Genomic DNA, 16,956 nt, shown 5'->3' on the forward strand with positions numbered 1-16,956 from the left:
CCCAACGCCAACCCGCGCTTTCGCGGCGATATTGCTTGCCAAGCCCCGGCCTTTGGGGCGACCATCGGCCACGGCCGCGTGAAAAAAAATGAGCCCCGGGCGGCTGTTCCCGGGGCTCAAGGGGATGAGAGGGAGGAAACCGCGCCCGACCCGGCCGGGCCCGCCTGAGGGGGCTTTGGCCGCCCGACCGCCAGGGCGCGTGGGGGGTGACCCGTTGGCGATAACCGTCCCTTCTCTCTATAATTAGGTTAAGGCCGTAGTATGCACATGTCAACGTCTATACGAGATAAGGTGTAAACGATGCCTGAAATATCCCTTCCCCGCCACCTGGGCGGACACCATCATCACGATCACTCCCACGAGCACGAGCGCGGCGGCGTCGAGCCGCCGGAATACGCCCCGCCCTTGGTGGAGCTGGCCCGCGGCGGCCTGACCGAGAGCCTGCACCGGGGGGCGGTGGCCGTCTGCACCGCCGACGGCAAACGCCAGCGGGGCCTGGGCCATCCGGCCATGCCCACGTTTTTGCGCTCGGCGGCCAAGCCCTTGCAGGTGTTGCCCCTGCTGACCAGCGGCGCGGCCGAGGCCTTTGGCCTCTCCGACGCCGAGTTGGCCTGCATGTGCGGCTCGCTGGGCGGCGAGGATTTCCACGTGGCGGCGGTGACTGGCGCCCTGGCCAAGGCCGGCCTGGGGCCGGAGCTGCTCAACTGCGGCGTGCACCGGCCCTCCCACGGGCCCACGGCCAAGGCCCTGGAGGCCGCCGGCCAAAAGCCGCGCCCGGTGCACAACAACTGCGCCGGCAAGCACGCGGCCATGCTCATTTTGTGCAAGCATCTCGGCCTACCCACCGATGGCTACGACAAGCCCAGCCATCCGGTGCAACGGCTGGTGATGCAATCGGTGGCCGAGTGGTGCCGTTATCCCATCGAGCAGATCGGCGTGGGCGTTGATGGCTGCGGCGTGCCGGTGTTTCGCCTGCCGCTGGTGGCCCTGGCCGGGGCCTACGCCCGGCTGGCCGATCCGGGGCGTTCGGGCCTGGACGTGGCGCGGATCGCGGCCGCCGAGCGGCTGATGGCCGCCTGCCTGGCCAACCCGCTGATGATCGCCGGCAACGGCCGGCTGTGCACCAGGCTGATGCAGGCCGCGCCGGGCAAGCTCCTGGCCAAGACCGGGGCCGAGGGCTCCTACGCGGTGGCCTTGCCCGAGCTGGGCCTGGGCCTGGCCATCAAGATCGAGGACGGCAACATGCGCGCCGTGGCCCCGACTGTCTGCCAGGCCTTGCACTGCCTGGGCGTGCTGAGCCACGACGCGCTGGAAGACGACCTGGCCGACCTGGCCCGGCCCAAGCTGGCCAACCACCGGGGCGAGCAGGTGGCCGAGCTGCGGCCAGTCTTCAACCTATGAACGGCCAAGGCGCGCTGAAGGGCCAGGTCTGGCGGATGAGCCTGGGCCAAACGCCACGCCTGGTCGAGGACATGCTGGCCGACGAGCGGCCCTGGGCCATCGTGCTGGGCGGGGAGGAGGCGACGCGGCTGATGGTCAGCCCCGGCGAGGATATGGCCGCCCTGGCCGCCGGTTATGGCCTGACCATGGGCTGGCTGGAGCTCGAGGGGCCGTTGCCGGCCGTCGTCGTCGACGCGCCGGGCCGGCGGGTGTTGGTCGCGGGGCCGCTCTTGCCCCGGCCAGAGCAGGGCCCGCGCGGCGCTGGCGGCGGCCCCACCGGCCCGGCGGCAGCCAAGCCCCTGGCCGATGATCTGCGCCTGGAGCTGGCCACGGCCCTGGGTCTGATCGAGGCCATGGCTCGGGGCCAGGCCTTGTTCGCGCAAACCGGGGCCAGCCACGGCGCGGCCATCTTCGACGCATGCGGCGCGCCGCTGGCCGTGGCCGAGGACGTGGGCCGCCACAACGCCCTGGATAAAGCCGTGGGCGCGGCTTGGCTGGCCGGCGCACTGGGCCGGGCCAGGATCGCGGCGCTGAGCGGCCGGGTCAGCCTGGAGATGGCCCTCAAGGCCGGCCGGGTGGGCTTGCAGATGGTCGTTTCGGTCTCGGCGCCCACGGCGGCGGCCGTGGAGGCGGCGCGGGCCATGGGCCTGACGGTGATCGGCTTCGCCCGAGGCTCGCGCCTGAACGTCTATTCTCACCCCCAACGCCTGGTCGTCGACGGGCGGCCCTTCCACGCCTGAAAGGACCGACACATGGATCAAACGGCATCGCGGCAATTTAGCGCCTTTCGCCCGTCGTGGCAGGGCTTTGGCGTATATTTCCTCGGCGTGATCGTCCTGGGCGGAGGCCCGCTGATCAACCCCGACACCCACATCAGCCCGGCCCTGGGCCAGCTTTTGGCCACCTGCTTTCTGGCCTTCATCCTGATCAAGCGCTTCACCACGCTCTACCAGGTCACGGCCGACGAGCTGACCGCCCAGTCCAGTTTTCCCAAAAACCGCCTCGACCGCGCGCCGATCGCGCGCATCACGCGCATCGATCTGCGCCGGGCCATCATTCAGCGCCTTTTGGGCGTGGCCCACGTCCACGTTTACATCGACGGCGAGCAAACGCCGGCGGTCAAGCTCTTCGGCGTGGCCCAGCCGCAGAAGCTGAAGCAACTGCTTTTGGACCTGGGGGCCAGCGACACGCCGGTCTACGGCGCCTTTCGGCGCTGAGCCGCCAGGCGCGCCGGGCGTTGACTTCGGCCATGGGCCGTGTTAGACGAAACTAGACGACCGAGGCTCGGGCCGGACGGCCCGCGACGCGACACCAATTGGAGGATTGAATTATGATCACTTTGGCAGGAGGCGCCGTGGCCCTGGTTTTGGGCCTGGTCGGCATCATCGGTTGGTGGGGCGAGTTCGTCGATCTGCTCAAGGGCGCGGTTCCGGTGGTGCTGCTGCTGGGCGGCGGCCTGGCGGCCTACCTGGGCGCCGAAGACCTCAAGGCCCAGCGCGCCGCCGAGTTGGAGGCGGCCCAGGCCCCGTTCCAGGGCGCGGGCGACCCCGACGCCGAACTGGAAAAATACAAGGCCGAGGTGGCCGAACTGCGGGCCAAGCTGGAGGCCATGGACAAAGTCGAGCCCCCGGCCCCGCCGGCCGACGAAGAGCAGAAATAACCAGCGGCCCTTGACGCCGGCCGCGCCGCCGATGCGGCGCGCGCCTCTTTTCACGCCGCTTTCGCGGAGGCATGCGGATGTTGGATTGTCGGGGTTTGGCCTGCCCCCAACCGGTGATCCGGGCCAAGGAACTGATCGAACGAACCGGCGCGCCCAGCGTCGAGGCGCTGGTGGACAACCAGGCCGCGGCGATCAACGTCAGCCGTTTTCTCGAATCGCGGGGCTATGACGTCCAGGTCACACCCAACGGCGCGGATTATCTCATCAGCGCCCGCCGCGACCCGGAAGCGGCCGCGCCAGCCCAACCCGCGCCCGACTCGCTGGCCTGCGCGCCCGGCCCTACCCGGCACCTGGTTTTGGTGCGCAGCGACACCTTCGGCCGGGGCGACGACGCCCTGGGCGCGGGGCTGATGAAAAATTTCCTGCTGACACTCAAGGAAATGGGCCCCGAACTGTGGCGGCTGGTCTTTGTCAACGCGGGCGTCAAGCTCTGCGTGACCGGCGCGCCCACGCTTGAGTGTTTACTCGAACTGGAAGCGGCCGGCGTGAGCATCCTGGTCTGCGGCACCTGTCTGAATCATTTCGGCCTGTTGGAGCAAAAGATGGTCGGTCAGACCACCAACATGCTCGATATCGTCACCTCCATGCAGGCGGCGGCCAAGGTCGTCACGGTATAGATTAAAGCAAACGCTTCATGCTCGACGATAAGCATGAAGCGTTTGCTTGAAATTCAGACCCCGGCTGGCGACGCCTCCACGCCGCAAGCATGGCAGCGCCGCGCCCCGCGCATGATCAACCCGCCGCAACTGGGGCAGGCATGCCGCCGCTCCAGGTCGGCCACCCAGGCCTCGGCGCCCAGTTCGCGCCAGCGCGGCACTTCCTGGCGGATAAAGGCCAGCCCGGCAGGCACGGGGAACCTCTCGATGCGCGAACAGGGAAACTCCGCGCAGGCCGCGCAGCCGTCAAGGCCCTTGCTTTGCGCGCAATCGCGGATGGCGCACGCCTGGCAAAAGACAAAGCGCCGTGGCGACATGCAGCCATCACAGACTATCTGCTCCTCCTCCACGCCGTAGAGTTTGGCCACCTTTTGCTTCAGGGCCGGATCGTCGCTGACCCAGGCCAGGCGAATGGCGCAGATGCCGCAATAGAGCCCGCAAGGGGCCAGCAGTTCCCGGTTGATCATCGCCCATCCTCCACGTTTCAGGGTTTGACGCCGCGCACCAGGCCCACTGGCGAACCCGGCGGCAAGGGCCCGCTGTATTCGCACTGGCCCAGGCCGGCCTCGATCATGAACTGGCTGATTTCCTCGGCCGTGTAGCCGCGGCCGCCTTCGGTGTTGATCAGCATGTTCAGGGCAAATAGCGCCGCGAACGGCGGCGAGGGGTTGCGGCGGTCGAGCACGAACTCCTGCACCCACAGCGCGCCGCCCGGGGCCAGGGCCTGGGCGGCCTTGCCCACCAGCTTGCGGCAGACCGCGGGCCCCACGCCGTGCAGCACCTGGCTGAGCCAGACCACGTCGTAGGGGCCGCCGAGGTCGTCGTTGTTGTAGTCGCCGACGATGTAGCCCACCTTGCCTTCCAGGCCGCGCGACTTGGCCTCGCGGCGAAAATGGGGTTCGGCGCCGGGCAGGTCGAAGACCGTGGCCGCCAGGCCCGGCTGAAAGCGCGTGAAGCTGAGCGCGTAGATGCCCGGCCCGCCGCCCAGGTCCAGCAGACGCATGCCCGGTCGCAGGCCCAGGCTGGGGGCCACCAGCGGCGCGCGCATGCGGGCCAGTTCGGCCATGGCCCCATAAAAGTGCCGCCGCGCCGGCGAATCGTGCTGGCCGCCGCGTTGGGCCACCGGCCGGCCACTGGCCACGGCCTGGGGCAAACGGGCCCAGTCGGGGGCCATGTCGTGCATGTGCATGATGTAGTTGTGCAGCGAATCGGGCGAGTCCGGGTCGAGCAATTGCTCCAAGCCGGGGGCCAAGGCGTAGCCGTCCCCGCGGCCGCCCAACAAGCCCAGGCCCTTGCAGGCCACCAGGAGCATGTCGGCGCCCTTGGGGTCCAGGCCCAGGCTGGCGGCCAAGGCGTTGGCCGTGGCCGGGCCCTTGGCCAGACGGGCGGCCAAGCCGGTGGCGGCCAGGGCCTGTAGGGCAAAGACGCCCCAATAGCCGTTGGCCAGGCGGATCACTTCATCGGCGTTCCAGGTTCTTGCTTCCATGCGGCGCTCCGTGAGGGGTTGCTTTCTCGCCTGCCCCACAGTATGCACCAGCCAAGCGTCCTTTGAAAACACCCGTTGCCGGCCTCGCCCGCGCGCCTTACGGGCGCTAGCGTCAATTTATCTTTGATTGTCGGCTGGTTGGCCACGCAACGGGCCGGATGCCCCACGGGTGGCGAGGCGGCTCTCGGCCCCGCCGCCCGTGGGCGGACGGATCAGAATTGGCTCTCGATGGCCTGGTACGAGCAGGCCGGGATGCACGATTCGCAGATGATGCACTTGCTGGGCTCGAAGCACAGCTCCCGCGTCTGGGGGTCGACGCTGAGGGCGTGGGTGGGACAGACGGCCACGCAAGCGGTGCAATGCACGCACTTTTCGGGCATGTAGCGCATTTCCTGAACCACCGGATCGACCTGGACGCCCTTTTCGTCGAGATACTTGAAGGCGGCGTCGAAGTTTTGCTTCTCGCCGATCATCTCCACCACCATGCGGCCCCGCTCCCGCGGCCGAACCTGGGCGCGCAGGATGGTGATCTGCAGGTCGAACTGCCGGATGAGCACATTGGTCACCGGCTCCTGGATCAGGCGTGGCGGAAAGCTGAGGATTACTTTCTTTTTTGCCAACGGGTCACCTTTATCTGGGGGCCGCGCGGAGCGCTGTCCGACGCGGCCGTTTTCGCCTGGATCGCGCTCAATAGGCCAGTTCCGCGCCTGGCAGGGCGGCCACCGGCCTGGTCAGCAAAAACTCGCCGCGCAGGATGCGCTGCCGCAGCTCGTCGGCGATGCGCCGGCTGTAGACACGGCTGGTGGTGCAGCCGGTGGGCACGGTCTTGCCGTCGATCTCGATATGGCCGCTCATCAGCTCGGCCATGGACACCCGCCCCAGATTGCCCGACCGGCCCATGGGATAGGCCTCGCCGTAGTCGATGATCGGGTAGGTGATGTCCTCGTCGGCGACAGCGCAGTGGACCATCACCTGCTCGTCGAGCACCGGGATCGGCACGCCCAGGCCCACCGACAACGACACGCCGTAGCCGGTGACGCTGGCCGCCCGCATATAGCGCGCGTCCATTTGCTTGAGGTCGCCCATCAGGGCCAGGGTGGCCGAGGGGCTGAGGGGCAGATCCTTGGCGTCGCGCTGAGGCTTGGCCACATGCTGGGTGCCCGGCCAGACCACGTAGCCCTCGGCCCCGGCCAGAAAGATGCGCGTGCCGATGCCGATGGTGCGCAGCTTGGGATCGTTGAGCAGGGGGCTCAGCGCGCCAGCGGTCGAGAAATTGGCGTTGCCCAGGCGCGGTTTGAGCACGCCCATGTAGGTGTAGGCGGTCTTTTCGCCCAGGTTGACGGCCACGTTGTAGAGCTGGTAGGCGTTGCGCGGGTCGAAAAGCACCGCGTCGTTCAGGTCTTCCAGGCCAAGCTCCACGGTGTATTCGCGGCGCGGGTAGCAGTCGGTGCCGTAGGCCCGCACCTCCAGCTTGACTTTCTTGCCCTCGACCAGCTTTTGGATGACGTGGGCCCCGCCGAACTGGAACAGGCCCGGATAGACGGCGTTGCGCGGGTCGTCATCGGGCAGGGCGCTACAACCGATCAGCACGTCGGCGGCGGCGAAACCGGCATAGCCCCGCACGCCGTCGATGGTCACCCGGCCACCGCCGCACTTGATCTTGGGCGTGGACTGGCGGAAATTGATGTAGGCCGCCGACGAGCACATCGGCCCGAAGGTGCCGGTGGTCACCACATCGACTTCCTTGGCCGCCTGGGCCGCGCCTTTTTCCCGCACCAGGCCCACGACCTCCTCGGCCGTGGCCACGACGACCTTGCCCGATTTTATCCTGGCGTTGATCTCCTCGATTGTCCTGATCAAGGCTTTACCCCGCTTAGCTGTTGGCGGCCATCTTGCGGTCGGGTGGGCAGATCTGATCTTTCTCGCGTTGACGCACGACCATGTCGGCCAGCGACATCTTGGAGAGGAAGTCGACCAGCAGTTGGCCCATCTCGCCCCAGACCAGATGCACCGTGCAACCGCCGACCCGCTGGCAGTATTCGGCGTCCTGCACGCACTCCACCGGGGCCAGGGGGCCTTCCAGGCTGCGCACGATGTCGTAAAGCGAGATATCCTTGGGATCGGCGGCCAGTTGGTAGCCGCCGCGGGCGCCGCGCACGCTCTTGACCAGGCCGGCGCCTTTGAGGGGAATCAGCAACTGCTCCAGGTATTTGGCCGAAATTTCCTGGCGCAGGGCCAGGTTGCGCAGGGGCACCGGCCCGTCGTCGTTGTGCATGGCCAGTTCGAGCATGGCCCGCACGCCGTATCGTCCTCTGGTAGATAGCTTCATGTCGTCACCATCCGTTGTTAAAATCTTTCGATGATCCACGCCGAGCCAGCAACCCGGTCGTCAAGGAAAAACACCGCCAACTGCCCAGGCGCCACCGCGCCCTGCGGGCTGTTGAAGTCCACCCGCCAAAGATCGCCCTGACGCTCCACGCGGCAAGCCGCGCCCTGGGCCGCGTAGCGCACCCGGCAGTCGTAAATCGCATCGGCCCCCGGCGTGGCGTTCCACATGGCCGCCCCGCCCCAAAAGCCGCCCGTGACCAACGCCTCCTTGGGCCCCACCCGCACCGCCGCGCGCGCGCCGTCCAGGCTCAGAACATAGGTCGGCCGGCCCAAGGCCAGGCCCAGGCCGCGCCGTTGGCCCACCGTGAAACGGTGCAACCCGCCGTGCTGGCCGATGACCCGGCCCGCGGCGTCCTCGATGGGCCCCGGCCGCGTCAACCCCCGACGCCCGATCAGCTCGTCCCAGCCGCCTGGCGGCAGAAAGCAGCCGTCCTGGCTCTCGGCGCGCTGGGCTGCGGCCAAGCCGCTTTCCCTGGCCACCCGGCGCACCTCGTCCTTGGTCAGTCCGCCCAGCGGGAAAATCAATCGCTCCAGCAGCGCCGGCCGCAGCCTGGCCAAAAAATAGGCCTGGCTCTTGGCCGCGTCAGCCGCCCGAGCCAAAACCGGCCGGCCGCCCAGGCGCGCCAGCCTGGCGTAATGCCCCGTGGCCAGGGCCTGGCAACCAAAGGCCTGGGCCGCCCGCCACAGGGCCGGAATCTTCAGCGCCGCGTTGCACACCGCGCAGGGGTTGGGCGTGCGGCCGGCCGCGTATGCCCGCGCCGCCGGGGCGATCACCGCCCGCTCGAAGGCCGCCGCCACGTCGATCACCTGATGCGTAAGCCCCAGCGCCCTAGCCGCCTCGGCGGCCTCGGTCAGGGCCCGCCGCGGCCCCGCGCCCAGCGCCAGCGTCAGCCCGATGACCTCGTGGCCGGCCCGGCGCAGCATCAGCGCGGCGACGGTGGAATCCACCCCGCCGCTGAGGGCCACGGCAATGCGCGCCATCAGGCGCCTCCCACGGGCAAATACACAGAAAGCACGTGGAGGATTCGGATTTTGGGAAATATATATGCCTTGCCCGGCACTGTCAACCGACTTTTTCCTATCATTGACTAGGCCTTTTGCCTGGCTCGGCGGGCGATCGCGTTCAGCGGCGCAGGGCGCGCTCCATCTCGCGCTGCTGGTCACGCTCCTTGATCGAGGCGCGTTTATCGTGCAATTTCTTGCCCTTGGCCAGGGCAAGCTCTACCTTGGCCCGGCCGTTTTTGAAGTATAACGCCAGCGGGATCAGGCTGTTGCCCTGCTCCTGGGTCTTGCTGGCCAGCTTGGCGATCTCGCGCTTGTGCAAGAGCAGCTTGCGCTGACGGGTGGGCTCGTGGTTGTCGTAGTAGGCGAAGGGATAGGCCTGGATCTGGCAATTGACCAACCACAGCTCGCCGTTTTTGATCTTGGCGTAGGCGTCGACCAGGCTGGCCTTGCCCAGGCGCAACGATTTGACCTCGGTGCCGGTGAGGACCATGCCGGCCTCGAAGCGGTCGCCCAGTTCGTAGTTGAACCGCGCCTTGCGGTTGACGGCGATGATTTTGACGCCAGTTCCGGCCATGTCGCCCGCGCCTATCTTTTTTCCGACGCGGCCGCGCCGAAGATGTCCGGGAAGTTGTCGTTGAGTTCGCGGTTGATCAGTTCGGCCACATCGGAGGCGGTGGGCAGGGTCAGGGCCTCCTGGGCCACGGCGCGCCACAGGCCCAGGTCGGTGCGCCGCGCCACCTGCTTGACGCGGGGGATGGTCATGGCGTTCATCGAAAGCTCGTCCAGGCCCAGGCCCAGCAGCAGCGGCACGGCCCGGGGGTCGCCGGCCATCTCGCCGCACATGGCCACGGGGATGCCGTTGGCGTGGCCGGCCCGCACCACGCGGTCGATCATGCGCAGCACCGCCGGGTGCAACGGCTGATAAAGATGGGCCACGTATTCGTTGACCCGGTCGATGGCCAGGGCGTATTGGATCAGGTCGTTGGTGCCGATGGAGAAAAAGTCGGCGTGCCGGGCCAGGTGGTCGGCCACCATCACCGCCGAGGGCACCTCGACCATGATGCCCACTTTGATCTGGCGATCAAAGGCCAGGCCGCGGTGGTCCAGCTCGGTCATGACGTCCTCGACGATGGCCCGGGCCTTGCGCAGTTCGCCCAGGCCCGAGATCATCGGGAACATGATGCGCATGCGGCCCATGCTGGAGGCCCGCAAGATGGCGCGCAACTGCGTCTTGAACAGGCCGCGCTCCTGCAGGCAGAAACGGATGGCCCGCAGGCCCAGGGCCGGGTTGGCCTCGGGGGCCAGGTCCACGCTGTGGGCGAACTTGTCGCCGCCGATATCGAGGGTGCGGATGGTCACGGGCAGATCGCCCATGCGCCGGGCCACATCCTGAAAGTCTTCCAGCAGTTCCTGCTCGGTGGGTAGTTGACGCTTGTTGATATAGAAAAACTCGGTGCGATAGAGCCCGATGCCCTCGGCGCCATAGCCGGCCACGCCGCCGGCCTCGGCGCCCATTTCGATGTTGGCCACCACGTGCACGCGCACGCCGTCGGCGGTGCGGGCGTCCTGGCCGGCCTGGGCCAGCACTTCCTGGCTGTAGAGTTCGTAGGCCTCCTGGCGCTCGCGGTAGAGGTGCAGGGTCTCCTCGTCGGGGTTGATGATGAGCAGGCCCTCGCCGCCGTCGATGATGATCAGGTCGCCATTCTGCACGACGCGGCTGGCCCGCTGGCAGCCCACTACCGCCGGGATGGCCCGGGCCTGGGCCATGATCGCCGTGTGGCTGGTGGGCCCGCCCATGTCGGTGGCGAAGCCCAGCACCCAGTCCAAGTCCATCTGGGCGGTGTCGGCCGGCGAAAGGTCGTGGGCGACGACGATGACCTTGTCGCGGATGCGGGCGATGTCGTCGGTCTGGTGGCCGATGAGGTGGCGCATGACCTGGTTGGTGACATAATCCACATCGGCGAAGCGCGAACGGATATATTCGTCCTTGATCCGCTGGAAGGCGCTCTGGGCCTCCTGCACGGCCAGCGACAGGGCCCATTCGGCGTTGATGCGCCGCTGGCTGATGTAGGAGGCCGCCCGCTGGCTGATCATGTTGTCGCGCAGGATCAGCAGGTGGGCGTCGATGATGTGGGCGTACTCGGCCAGCCCGCCGCTCAGGTCGGCCTTGGCGGCGTTGAGTTCGGCCTCGGTGGCGGCCACCGCCTCGTTGAAGCGCTCGACCTCGGCGGCGACCTGGGCCTCGTCGGTCAGCACGGCGTAGGGCGCCTGCAAGGGACGGCGCACCACCACCAACGCCCGGGCGATGGCGATGCCCGGCGAGGCGCCCACGCCGCCAAGGCGCATTTCTTGGCCTTCGCTCAAGCTTCCTCTCCGAAACGATCCTCGAACAGACGCTCCAGGGCTTCCAGGGCCTGATGGGCTTGGCCGCCCATGGCCCGGGCCAGCAGTTCGCTGCCCTTGGGCGCGTCCAGGGCCAGGATGGACAAGACGCTGTCGGCCTCGGCCTCCACGCCGTCTTTGTGCAAAGTGATCTGGCAGTCGAAGCCGCCGGCCAATTCGGTTATCTTGGCCGCGGCCCTGGCGTGCAGGCCCAGGGCGTTGACCACGCTGAGGACTCTTTCGTGTGGCTCTTGGTTGGCTGCGTCCATTTTGCTAGATTCTGGGGTGGTCGTGGCGCGCTCGCGGCCGCCCTTCAGCTCCATGAGTTTGTTGTAGATCGCTTTTCGCGTTTGCCCCGTGGCCGCCGCCACCCGCCGGGCCAGTTCACCCGGCGATTCCCGGCCCTCGGCCAGCCCGTCGATCAGCAGCCGCCGGGCCTGATCGGCCGTGTCGGCGGCCGGCGCGGCCTGGCCGGGGCCCAGCACCAGGGTGTATTCGCCCCGAGGCTCCTCACGGGCCGTGGCCGCCACCAACCCGGCGCAGGTGTCGCGCCAGATCTGTTCGTGGAGCTTGGTCAACTCGCGGGCCACGGTCAGGGGCCGATCGCCCAGGGTCTCCAGCAGGTCCACCGCCGTGCGCGGCAGGCGGTGAGGCCCCTCGAAAATCACCAGCGGCCAGCCGGTCTGGCCGGCCCGATGCAACAGCTCGCGCCGCGCGCCGGTCTTGGGCGGCAAAAAGCCCAGAAACACCACCGGCGAGGGCTCCAGCCCGGCCACGCTCAGCGCCGCGGCCAGGGCGCTGGGCCCGGCCACCGGGCAGAGCCTGTGCCCGGCCTCCAGGGCCAGGCGCACGACCACCGCGCCGGGATCGTTGACGCCGGGCGTGCCAGCGTCGGAGACCAGGGCCACGTCCTGACCCTCATCCAGGCGGCCGACGATCTCGCGGGCCGAGCGCTGGCGGTTGGCCTCGCGGCAACTGATCAACCGCTTGCCGCTCAAACCCAGATGGGCCAGCAACTTGCGCGCCCGCTCGACGCTCTCGGCGGCGATGACCCGGCACTGGGCCAGGGTCTGAGCGGCGCGGGGGCTCAGGTCGCCCAGATTGCCCAGGGGCGTGGCCACCACAAAGAGCGTGGCCATCGCTCAGTCCCCCGGCCGGAAGGCGTCGGGCAGGTGTCGCACCCGCGCGCCACCGGCGGCCAGGTCCACGGCCACCACGTCAAAACGGCAGACGGGCGGGCCTGGCGCGCCGGCCAGATAGGCCTGGGCCGCCTGGGCCAGCCGACGGCGCTTGCGCGCGTCCACGGCCTCCTCGGGCAGGCCGCAAGCCGCGCCGCTACGCCCCTTGACCTCCACGAAAACCAACACATCGCCATCCCAGGCGATCAAATCAAGCTCGCCGGCCGTGGTGCGCACATTGGCGCCCACCACGCGCATGCCCAGGGCCTCCAGCCGACCCCTGGCCAGGGCCTCGGCCTCCTCGCCCAAGCGCGGCCTAGGCATCGCCCCAGGCCAAAGGCATCTGGGCCACGTCGGCGTAGGAGCGCCGGTGGATCGGGCAGGGCCCGAACCTGGCCAGGGCCTCTTTGTGCTGAGGGGTCGGGTAGCCCTTGTTGGCCGCGAAATTGTATTGCGGCCAACGCTCGTGCAATCGCGCCATCAGCCCGTCGCGCCAAACCTTGGCCAGGATGCTGGCTGCGGCGATGCAACGGCATGAGGCGTCTCCACCCACGACGGCTTTTTGGGGCAAATCCAGAGGCGTGACGAAACGGCCGTCGACCAACAGGAAATCGGGCCGCGGGCGCAATTGCTCCACGGCCCGGCTCATGGCCAAAAGCGAGGCGTTGTGGATGTTGAGGCGGTCGATCTCGTCGGCCTCGACCACGGCCACGGCCCAACCGGCCGCGTCGGCCTTGATGCGCTCGGCCAGAAACTCCCGCCGCGCCGCGCTCAGACGCTTGGAGTCGTCGACTCCGGGGTCGGGCCAATCGGCGCGCAACATCACCGCGGCGGCCACCACCGGCCCGGCCAACGGCCCGCGGCCGGCCTCGTCGGCCCCCGCCAGCAAGCGGCAGCCCCGCCGCCACAAGAGCATTTCCTCGTGGCCGACCGGCCCAGGCGCGCAGCCCTTGGCCGCCGCCCCGCCCACGGCTAGTTGCGCCCCTTCTCCTTGAGACGGGCGGCTTTGCCGCGCAGGCCACGCAGGAAGTAGATGCGGCCCTGGCGCACCTTGCCCTCGGTGACCACTTCGACCCTGTCGATGACCGGCGAGTGCAACGGGAAGATGCGCTCCACGCCCACGCCGTAGGAGATCTTGCGCACGGTGAAAGTCTCGCCCGGACCATGGCCCCGGCGGCGCAGCACCACGCCCTGGAAGACCTGGATGCGCTCTTTTTCACCTTCTTTGATCCGCACGTGCACCTTCACCGTGTCGCCGCCGCGAAAATCGGGAATGTCCACGCGCTTCTGCTCGAGAGCGAGCATTTCGATGGCGTCCATCACTAAAACTCCCAAAAAGCTGTGCGCGGGGAAAAAAGCGCCGCCGCGCTTGTTGGCTTGGGCCGGCCCGGACCGGGCCGCGCATAATCTATCCTATATTATCCTGATCCGCCACCTCATCCAGCAGGGCCAGGTCCGTTTCACTCAAACGCGCCTTGGCCAGCAGGTCCGGCCGACGGGCCCTGGTGCGGGCCAGCGACTGGGCCCGCCGCCAGCGGGCGATCAATGCGTGATTGCCGCCCAGCAGCACTTCCGGCGTCTCAAGCCCCCGAAAAACCGCCGGCCGCGTGTAGTGGGGGTGCTCCAGCAGGCCGTCGGCAAAGCTGTCGCTGGCCGCCGAATCCTCCGAGCCCAACACTCCCGGCAACAGCCGGCTCACCGCGTCCACCACGCAAAGGGCCGCCAACTCGCCGCCGGAAATGACGAAATCGCCCACCGAAAGCTCGTCGTCGACCTTCAACCGCCGAAAGCGCTCGTCCACGCCCTCGTAGCGGCCGCAGACCAGAATCAGCCGCGGCAAACGAGCCAGTTCCTCGGCCACGGCCTGATCGAAACGCCGGCCCTGGGGCGAAAGCAAGATCACCGGCCCGGCCGGCTCGGGCTCCAGGCTCTCCAGGGCCGCGCACAACGGCCCGGCCATCATCACCATGCCGCAGCCGCCGCCATAGGGCGTATCATCGACCACGTGGTGGCGGCCCAGGCCAAAGGGCCGCACGTCCAGCGGCCGCACGGCGATCAGCCCGGCCTTCTGGGCCCGGCCCAGGATCGACGCCTGGGCGTAGGCCTGGCAGACCTCGGGCAGCAGGGTGAGGATGTCGAATATCATCTCGTGGCCCGCCCTAGGGCTCGTCCCAGCCCTGGGCCTCCAACAGGCCCTCGGGCGGATCGACCACCACCAACCCGGCGGCCAGGTCCATTTCGACCAACACGCCCTCGACCAGAGGGATCATGGCCTCCTTGCCACCGGGGCCACGCAACACCAGGTTGTCGTGGGCGCCGTTGTCGGTCAGGGCGAAAACATGGCCCAGGTCTTGACCTTGGGCCGTGCGCGCCCGCGCGCCGATCAGCTCGAACCAGTAAAACTCGTCGTCGGCCAGGGGCGGCAGGTCTTCCCGGCGCAGATAAAGCCAGGCCCCACCCAGCGCCGCGGCGTCTTCCCGCGTGGTCACGCCTTCCAGGGTCATCAGCAATCGGCCGCCGTGCCAGCGCGCGCCCAGCAGGCGGTATGGCTTGGCCACGCCGGGCTCGGCCCCCAGATAGACCACGCCCGCCCGCGCGAACACCTCGTGGTCTTCGGCGAACGAGCTTATCTTGACCTCGCCCCGCAGGCCGAACGAGCCCGCCGAACGACCCATGGTCACAAGGCGTTGGGCCGGCATCGCTACTCGATGATCTCCAGCACCGCCCGCTTGCGGATCTTGGTCGAGGCCGCGCTGAGGATGGTGCGCATGGCCCGGGCCGTGCGGCCCTGCTTGCCGATGACCTTGCCCAAGTCTTCCTTGGCCACCTTCAACTCGATCACCGAGGTCTGCTCGCCTTCTATCTCGCCCACTTCAACTTGCTCCGGATTGTCGACCAATGCCTGCGCAATGTACTTGATCAGCTCCTTCATAGAGCACCTCCGTAGGAGTGGCGGAATGGGAACGGCGGCGAAGACCGCGGCGCGTCAAGCCAATAGGCGCTCTCTACTCGGCGGCGGCGGACAACAGGCCCCGGGCCTTGAGCAGGCTGGCCACGGTGTCGGTGCACTGGGCCCCGCTGGCCAGCCACTTGCCCAGGACGTCGGCCTTGACGTTGACCGCGGCCGGGTTCTGGTTGGGGTCGTAGGTGCCGACGATCTCTAGAAAACGCCCGTCACGCTTGCCCTGGGAGTCGGCGGCGACGATGCGGTAGATGGGTTTTCTCTTGGCGCCCATGCGGGTCAGTCTGATTTTTACGGCCATTATTTCGTTTCCGCTTTTGTGTGCCTGGTTATCGGATCACATGGAGGCAAGCAGGCGCTTGAGGCCCTTGCGCTTGCCGCCCAATTTGCTCACTTGTTTCATCATCTTTTTGGCCTGGGTGAAGTTTTTCAGCAGCCGGTTGACATCGGCCACCGTCACCCCCGAGCCGGCGGCGATGCGCTTGCGCCGCGAGGCGTCGATGATCTGGGGCTTGGCCCGCTCGCCGGGCGTCATCGAGCTGATGATCGCCTCCACCCGGCCGATCTCTTTCTCGTCGGGCTGCATGTCCTTCATGCCTTTGAGCTTACCGGCCCCCGGCAGCATGCCCAGGATCGACTCCAGCGAGCCCAGCTTGCGAATCTGGCGGATTTGCTCACGAAAATCCTCCAGGTCAAACTCGTTTTTGGCCATCTTCTTGGCCAGGGCCTGGGCTTTTTCCTGCTCGAAGGCCGAGGCGGCCTTTTCCACGAGGCTTAGCACATCGCCCATGCCCAGGATGCGCCCGGCCATGCGATCGGGGTGAAAAGGCTCCAGGGCGTCGAGCTTTTCGCCCACGCCAACGAGCTTGATCGGCACGCCCGTCACCGCGCGGATCGACAACGCCGCGCCGCCCCTGGCGTCGCCCTCGACCTTGGTCAGCACCACGCCGCTCAGGCCCAGGCGCTGATGAAAAGCCTCGGCCACGTTGACCGCGTCCTGGCCGGTCATGGCGTCGGCCACCAGAAGGATCTCGCCGGGCTGAAGCTTTTGCTTGATGCGCTCCAACTGGGCCATCAGCGGCTCGTCGATGTGCAGCCGGCCGGCGGTGTCGAGGATCAGCGCGTCGCAGCCCAGACGCGAGGCCGTGCCCAGGGCCCGCACGCAGATGTCGACCGGGTCGCCGCCGGGGTCACTGTCGTGGACGGGGACGCCCAGTTGCGCGCCCAGCTTTTTCAGCTGCTCGATGGCCGCCGGGCGTTGCACGTCGGCCGGCACCAGCAGGGGCTTTTTGCCCATGCCCGCCAGCATGCGCGCCAGCTTGCCGGCGGTGGTCGTCTTACCCGCGCCCTGCAGGCCCACCATCATCAGCACCTGCGGCGGCCGGCCGATCAGGTTCAGGCCTTCGGCCTGGCCGCCCATCAGCGACGAAAGCTCCTCGCGGACGATCTTGATCACCTGCTGGGCCGGGGTCAGGCTCTTCATGACCTCTTGGCCCACGGCGCGCTCGCGCACCCCGGCGACAAAGTCCTTGGCCACTTTGTAGTTGACGTCGGCCTCCAACAAGGCCAGGCGCACCTCGCGCAGGGCGTCGGCGATGTTGGCCTCCGACAGCTTGCCGTGGCCCTTCAGGCGCTTGAATGTCTCCGCCAGGCGATCGCTGAGATTATCGAACATCGGCAACCAGATTTCCGCTATAACTCGCTTCGCGTGATATGGGCGCACCTGACCCTTGCGTGGA

Annotated in this window: 22 protein-coding genes; 5 read left to right on the top strand and 17 right to left on the bottom strand. The window is 68.0% G+C overall.

The window, feature by feature from the left end:
- The first annotated feature begins 300 nt into the window (after positions 1-300).
- The 5 genes from DEBA_RS15730 (at position 301) to yedF (ending at position 3,777) form a co-directional block, all read left to right on the top strand.
- Positions 301-1,401 carry an asparaginase gene (locus tag DEBA_RS15730; protein WP_013259937.1) on the top strand — a complete coding sequence of 367 codons (1,101 nt, stop codon included), beginning with the start codon at positions 301-303 and terminating at the stop codon, positions 1,399-1,401.
- A complete protein-coding gene (gene fdhD, locus DEBA_RS17485; protein ID WP_013259938.1) occupies positions 1,398-2,180 on the top strand; it encodes a formate dehydrogenase accessory sulfurtransferase FdhD in 783 nt (260 codons plus the stop codon). The genes DEBA_RS15730 and fdhD overlap by 4 nt, the downstream gene beginning before the upstream one ends.
- 12 nt (positions 2,181-2,192) lie before the next feature.
- Positions 2,193-2,657 (top strand): PH domain-containing protein, encoded by a 465-nt coding sequence (locus DEBA_RS15740; RefSeq protein WP_013259939.1) that lies wholly within the window; start codon positions 2,193-2,195, stop codon positions 2,655-2,657.
- A 113-nt stretch (positions 2,658-2,770) separates the two neighbouring features.
- The gene (locus DEBA_RS15745; protein WP_043814696.1) at positions 2,771-3,100 is read left to right on the top strand and encodes a hypothetical protein; all 330 of its coding nucleotides are present in this window, start codon (positions 2,771-2,773) and stop codon (positions 3,098-3,100) included.
- A 77-nt stretch (positions 3,101-3,177) separates the two neighbouring features.
- Complete coding sequence (gene yedF / locus DEBA_RS15750) at positions 3,178-3,777, top strand: sulfurtransferase-like selenium metabolism protein YedF (RefSeq protein WP_013259941.1); 600 nt, start codon at positions 3,178-3,180, stop codon at positions 3,775-3,777.
- Between the two features lie 53 nt (positions 3,778-3,830).
- Here yedF and DEBA_RS15755 read toward each other — a convergent pair whose 3' ends face one another.
- The 17 genes from DEBA_RS15755 to ffh all read right to left on the bottom strand — a co-directional run bounded on the left by DEBA_RS15755 (position 3,831) and on the right by ffh (position 16,892).
- Positions 3,831-4,283, bottom strand: coding sequence for a DUF3795 domain-containing protein (locus tag DEBA_RS15755; RefSeq protein ID WP_013259942.1), 453 nt, complete (start codon positions 4,281-4,283; stop codon positions 3,831-3,833).
- Between the two features lie 17 nt (positions 4,284-4,300).
- Positions 4,301-5,302, bottom strand: a complete 1,002-nt coding sequence (locus DEBA_RS15760) for a methyltransferase (protein WP_013259943.1) — start codon at positions 5,300-5,302, stop codon at positions 4,301-4,303.
- Between the two features lie 212 nt (positions 5,303-5,514).
- A complete protein-coding gene (locus DEBA_RS15765) occupies positions 5,515-5,922 on the bottom strand; it encodes an NIL domain-containing protein (RefSeq protein ID WP_013259944.1) in 408 nt (135 codons plus the stop codon).
- A gap of 67 nt (positions 5,923-5,989) precedes the next feature.
- Positions 5,990-7,162 (bottom strand): homocysteine biosynthesis protein, encoded by a 1,173-nt coding sequence (locus DEBA_RS15770; RefSeq protein WP_013259945.1) that lies wholly within the window; start codon positions 7,160-7,162, stop codon positions 5,990-5,992.
- A gap of 13 nt (positions 7,163-7,175) precedes the next feature.
- Entirely contained in the window at positions 7,176-7,631 is a 456-nt protein-coding gene (locus tag DEBA_RS15775) for an RrF2 family transcriptional regulator (RefSeq protein ID WP_013259946.1), read from the bottom strand.
- Between the two features lie 17 nt (positions 7,632-7,648).
- The gene (gene mnmA, locus DEBA_RS15780; protein ID WP_013259947.1) at positions 7,649-8,671 is read right to left on the bottom strand and encodes a tRNA 2-thiouridine(34) synthase MnmA; all 1,023 of its coding nucleotides are present in this window, start codon (positions 8,669-8,671) and stop codon (positions 7,649-7,651) included.
- Positions 8,672-8,813: 142 nt separating this feature from the next.
- Entirely contained in the window at positions 8,814-9,269 is a 456-nt protein-coding gene (smpB, locus tag DEBA_RS15785) for an SsrA-binding protein SmpB (protein ID WP_013259948.1), read from the bottom strand.
- Positions 9,270-9,280: 11 nt separating this feature from the next.
- Positions 9,281-11,059 carry a phosphoenolpyruvate--protein phosphotransferase gene (ptsP, locus tag DEBA_RS15790; protein ID WP_148227891.1) on the bottom strand — a complete coding sequence of 593 codons (1,779 nt, stop codon included), beginning with the start codon at positions 11,057-11,059 and terminating at the stop codon, positions 9,281-9,283.
- On the bottom strand, positions 11,056-12,216 hold the full coding sequence (rsmI, locus tag DEBA_RS15795) for a 16S rRNA (cytidine(1402)-2'-O)-methyltransferase (RefSeq protein WP_013259950.1): 1,161 nt from the start codon (positions 12,214-12,216) through the stop codon (positions 11,056-11,058). Before rsmI ends, ptsP begins: the two co-directional genes overlap by 4 nt.
- Before the next feature lie 3 nt (positions 12,217-12,219).
- On the bottom strand, positions 12,220-12,579 hold the full coding sequence (locus DEBA_RS15800) for a YraN family protein (protein WP_013259951.1): 360 nt from the start codon (positions 12,577-12,579) through the stop codon (positions 12,220-12,222).
- The gene (locus DEBA_RS15805; protein ID WP_013259952.1) at positions 12,572-13,225 is read right to left on the bottom strand and encodes a ribonuclease HII; all 654 of its coding nucleotides are present in this window, start codon (positions 13,223-13,225) and stop codon (positions 12,572-12,574) included. Before DEBA_RS15805 ends, DEBA_RS15800 begins: the two co-directional genes overlap by 8 nt.
- Before the next feature lie 2 nt (positions 13,226-13,227).
- Positions 13,228-13,575, bottom strand: a complete 348-nt coding sequence (gene rplS / locus DEBA_RS15810) for a 50S ribosomal protein L19 (RefSeq protein ID WP_013259953.1) — start codon at positions 13,573-13,575, stop codon at positions 13,228-13,230.
- Positions 13,576-13,663: 88 nt separating this feature from the next.
- The gene (gene trmD, locus DEBA_RS15815; protein ID WP_013259954.1) at positions 13,664-14,401 is read right to left on the bottom strand and encodes a tRNA (guanosine(37)-N1)-methyltransferase TrmD; all 738 of its coding nucleotides are present in this window, start codon (positions 14,399-14,401) and stop codon (positions 13,664-13,666) included.
- Positions 14,402-14,414: 13 nt separating this feature from the next.
- On the bottom strand, positions 14,415-14,954 hold the full coding sequence (rimM, locus tag DEBA_RS15820; protein WP_013259955.1) for a ribosome maturation factor RimM: 540 nt from the start codon (positions 14,952-14,954) through the stop codon (positions 14,415-14,417).
- Positions 14,955-14,956: 2 nt separating this feature from the next.
- Complete coding sequence (locus tag DEBA_RS15825; RefSeq protein WP_013259956.1) at positions 14,957-15,187, bottom strand: KH domain-containing protein; 231 nt, start codon at positions 15,185-15,187, stop codon at positions 14,957-14,959.
- A 73-nt stretch (positions 15,188-15,260) separates the two neighbouring features.
- Positions 15,261-15,518 (bottom strand): 30S ribosomal protein S16, encoded by a 258-nt coding sequence (rpsP, locus tag DEBA_RS15830; RefSeq protein WP_013259957.1) that lies wholly within the window; start codon positions 15,516-15,518, stop codon positions 15,261-15,263.
- 36 nt (positions 15,519-15,554) lie between these two features.
- A complete protein-coding gene (ffh, locus tag DEBA_RS15835; RefSeq protein ID WP_013259958.1) occupies positions 15,555-16,892 on the bottom strand; it encodes a signal recognition particle protein in 1,338 nt (445 codons plus the stop codon).
- Positions 16,893-16,956 lie beyond the last annotated feature (64 nt).

Origin of the sequence: Desulfarculus baarsii DSM 2075, from assembly GCF_000143965.1 — a bacterium.
GTDB lineage: Bacteria > Desulfobacterota > Desulfarculia > Desulfarculales > Desulfarculaceae > Desulfarculus > Desulfarculus baarsii.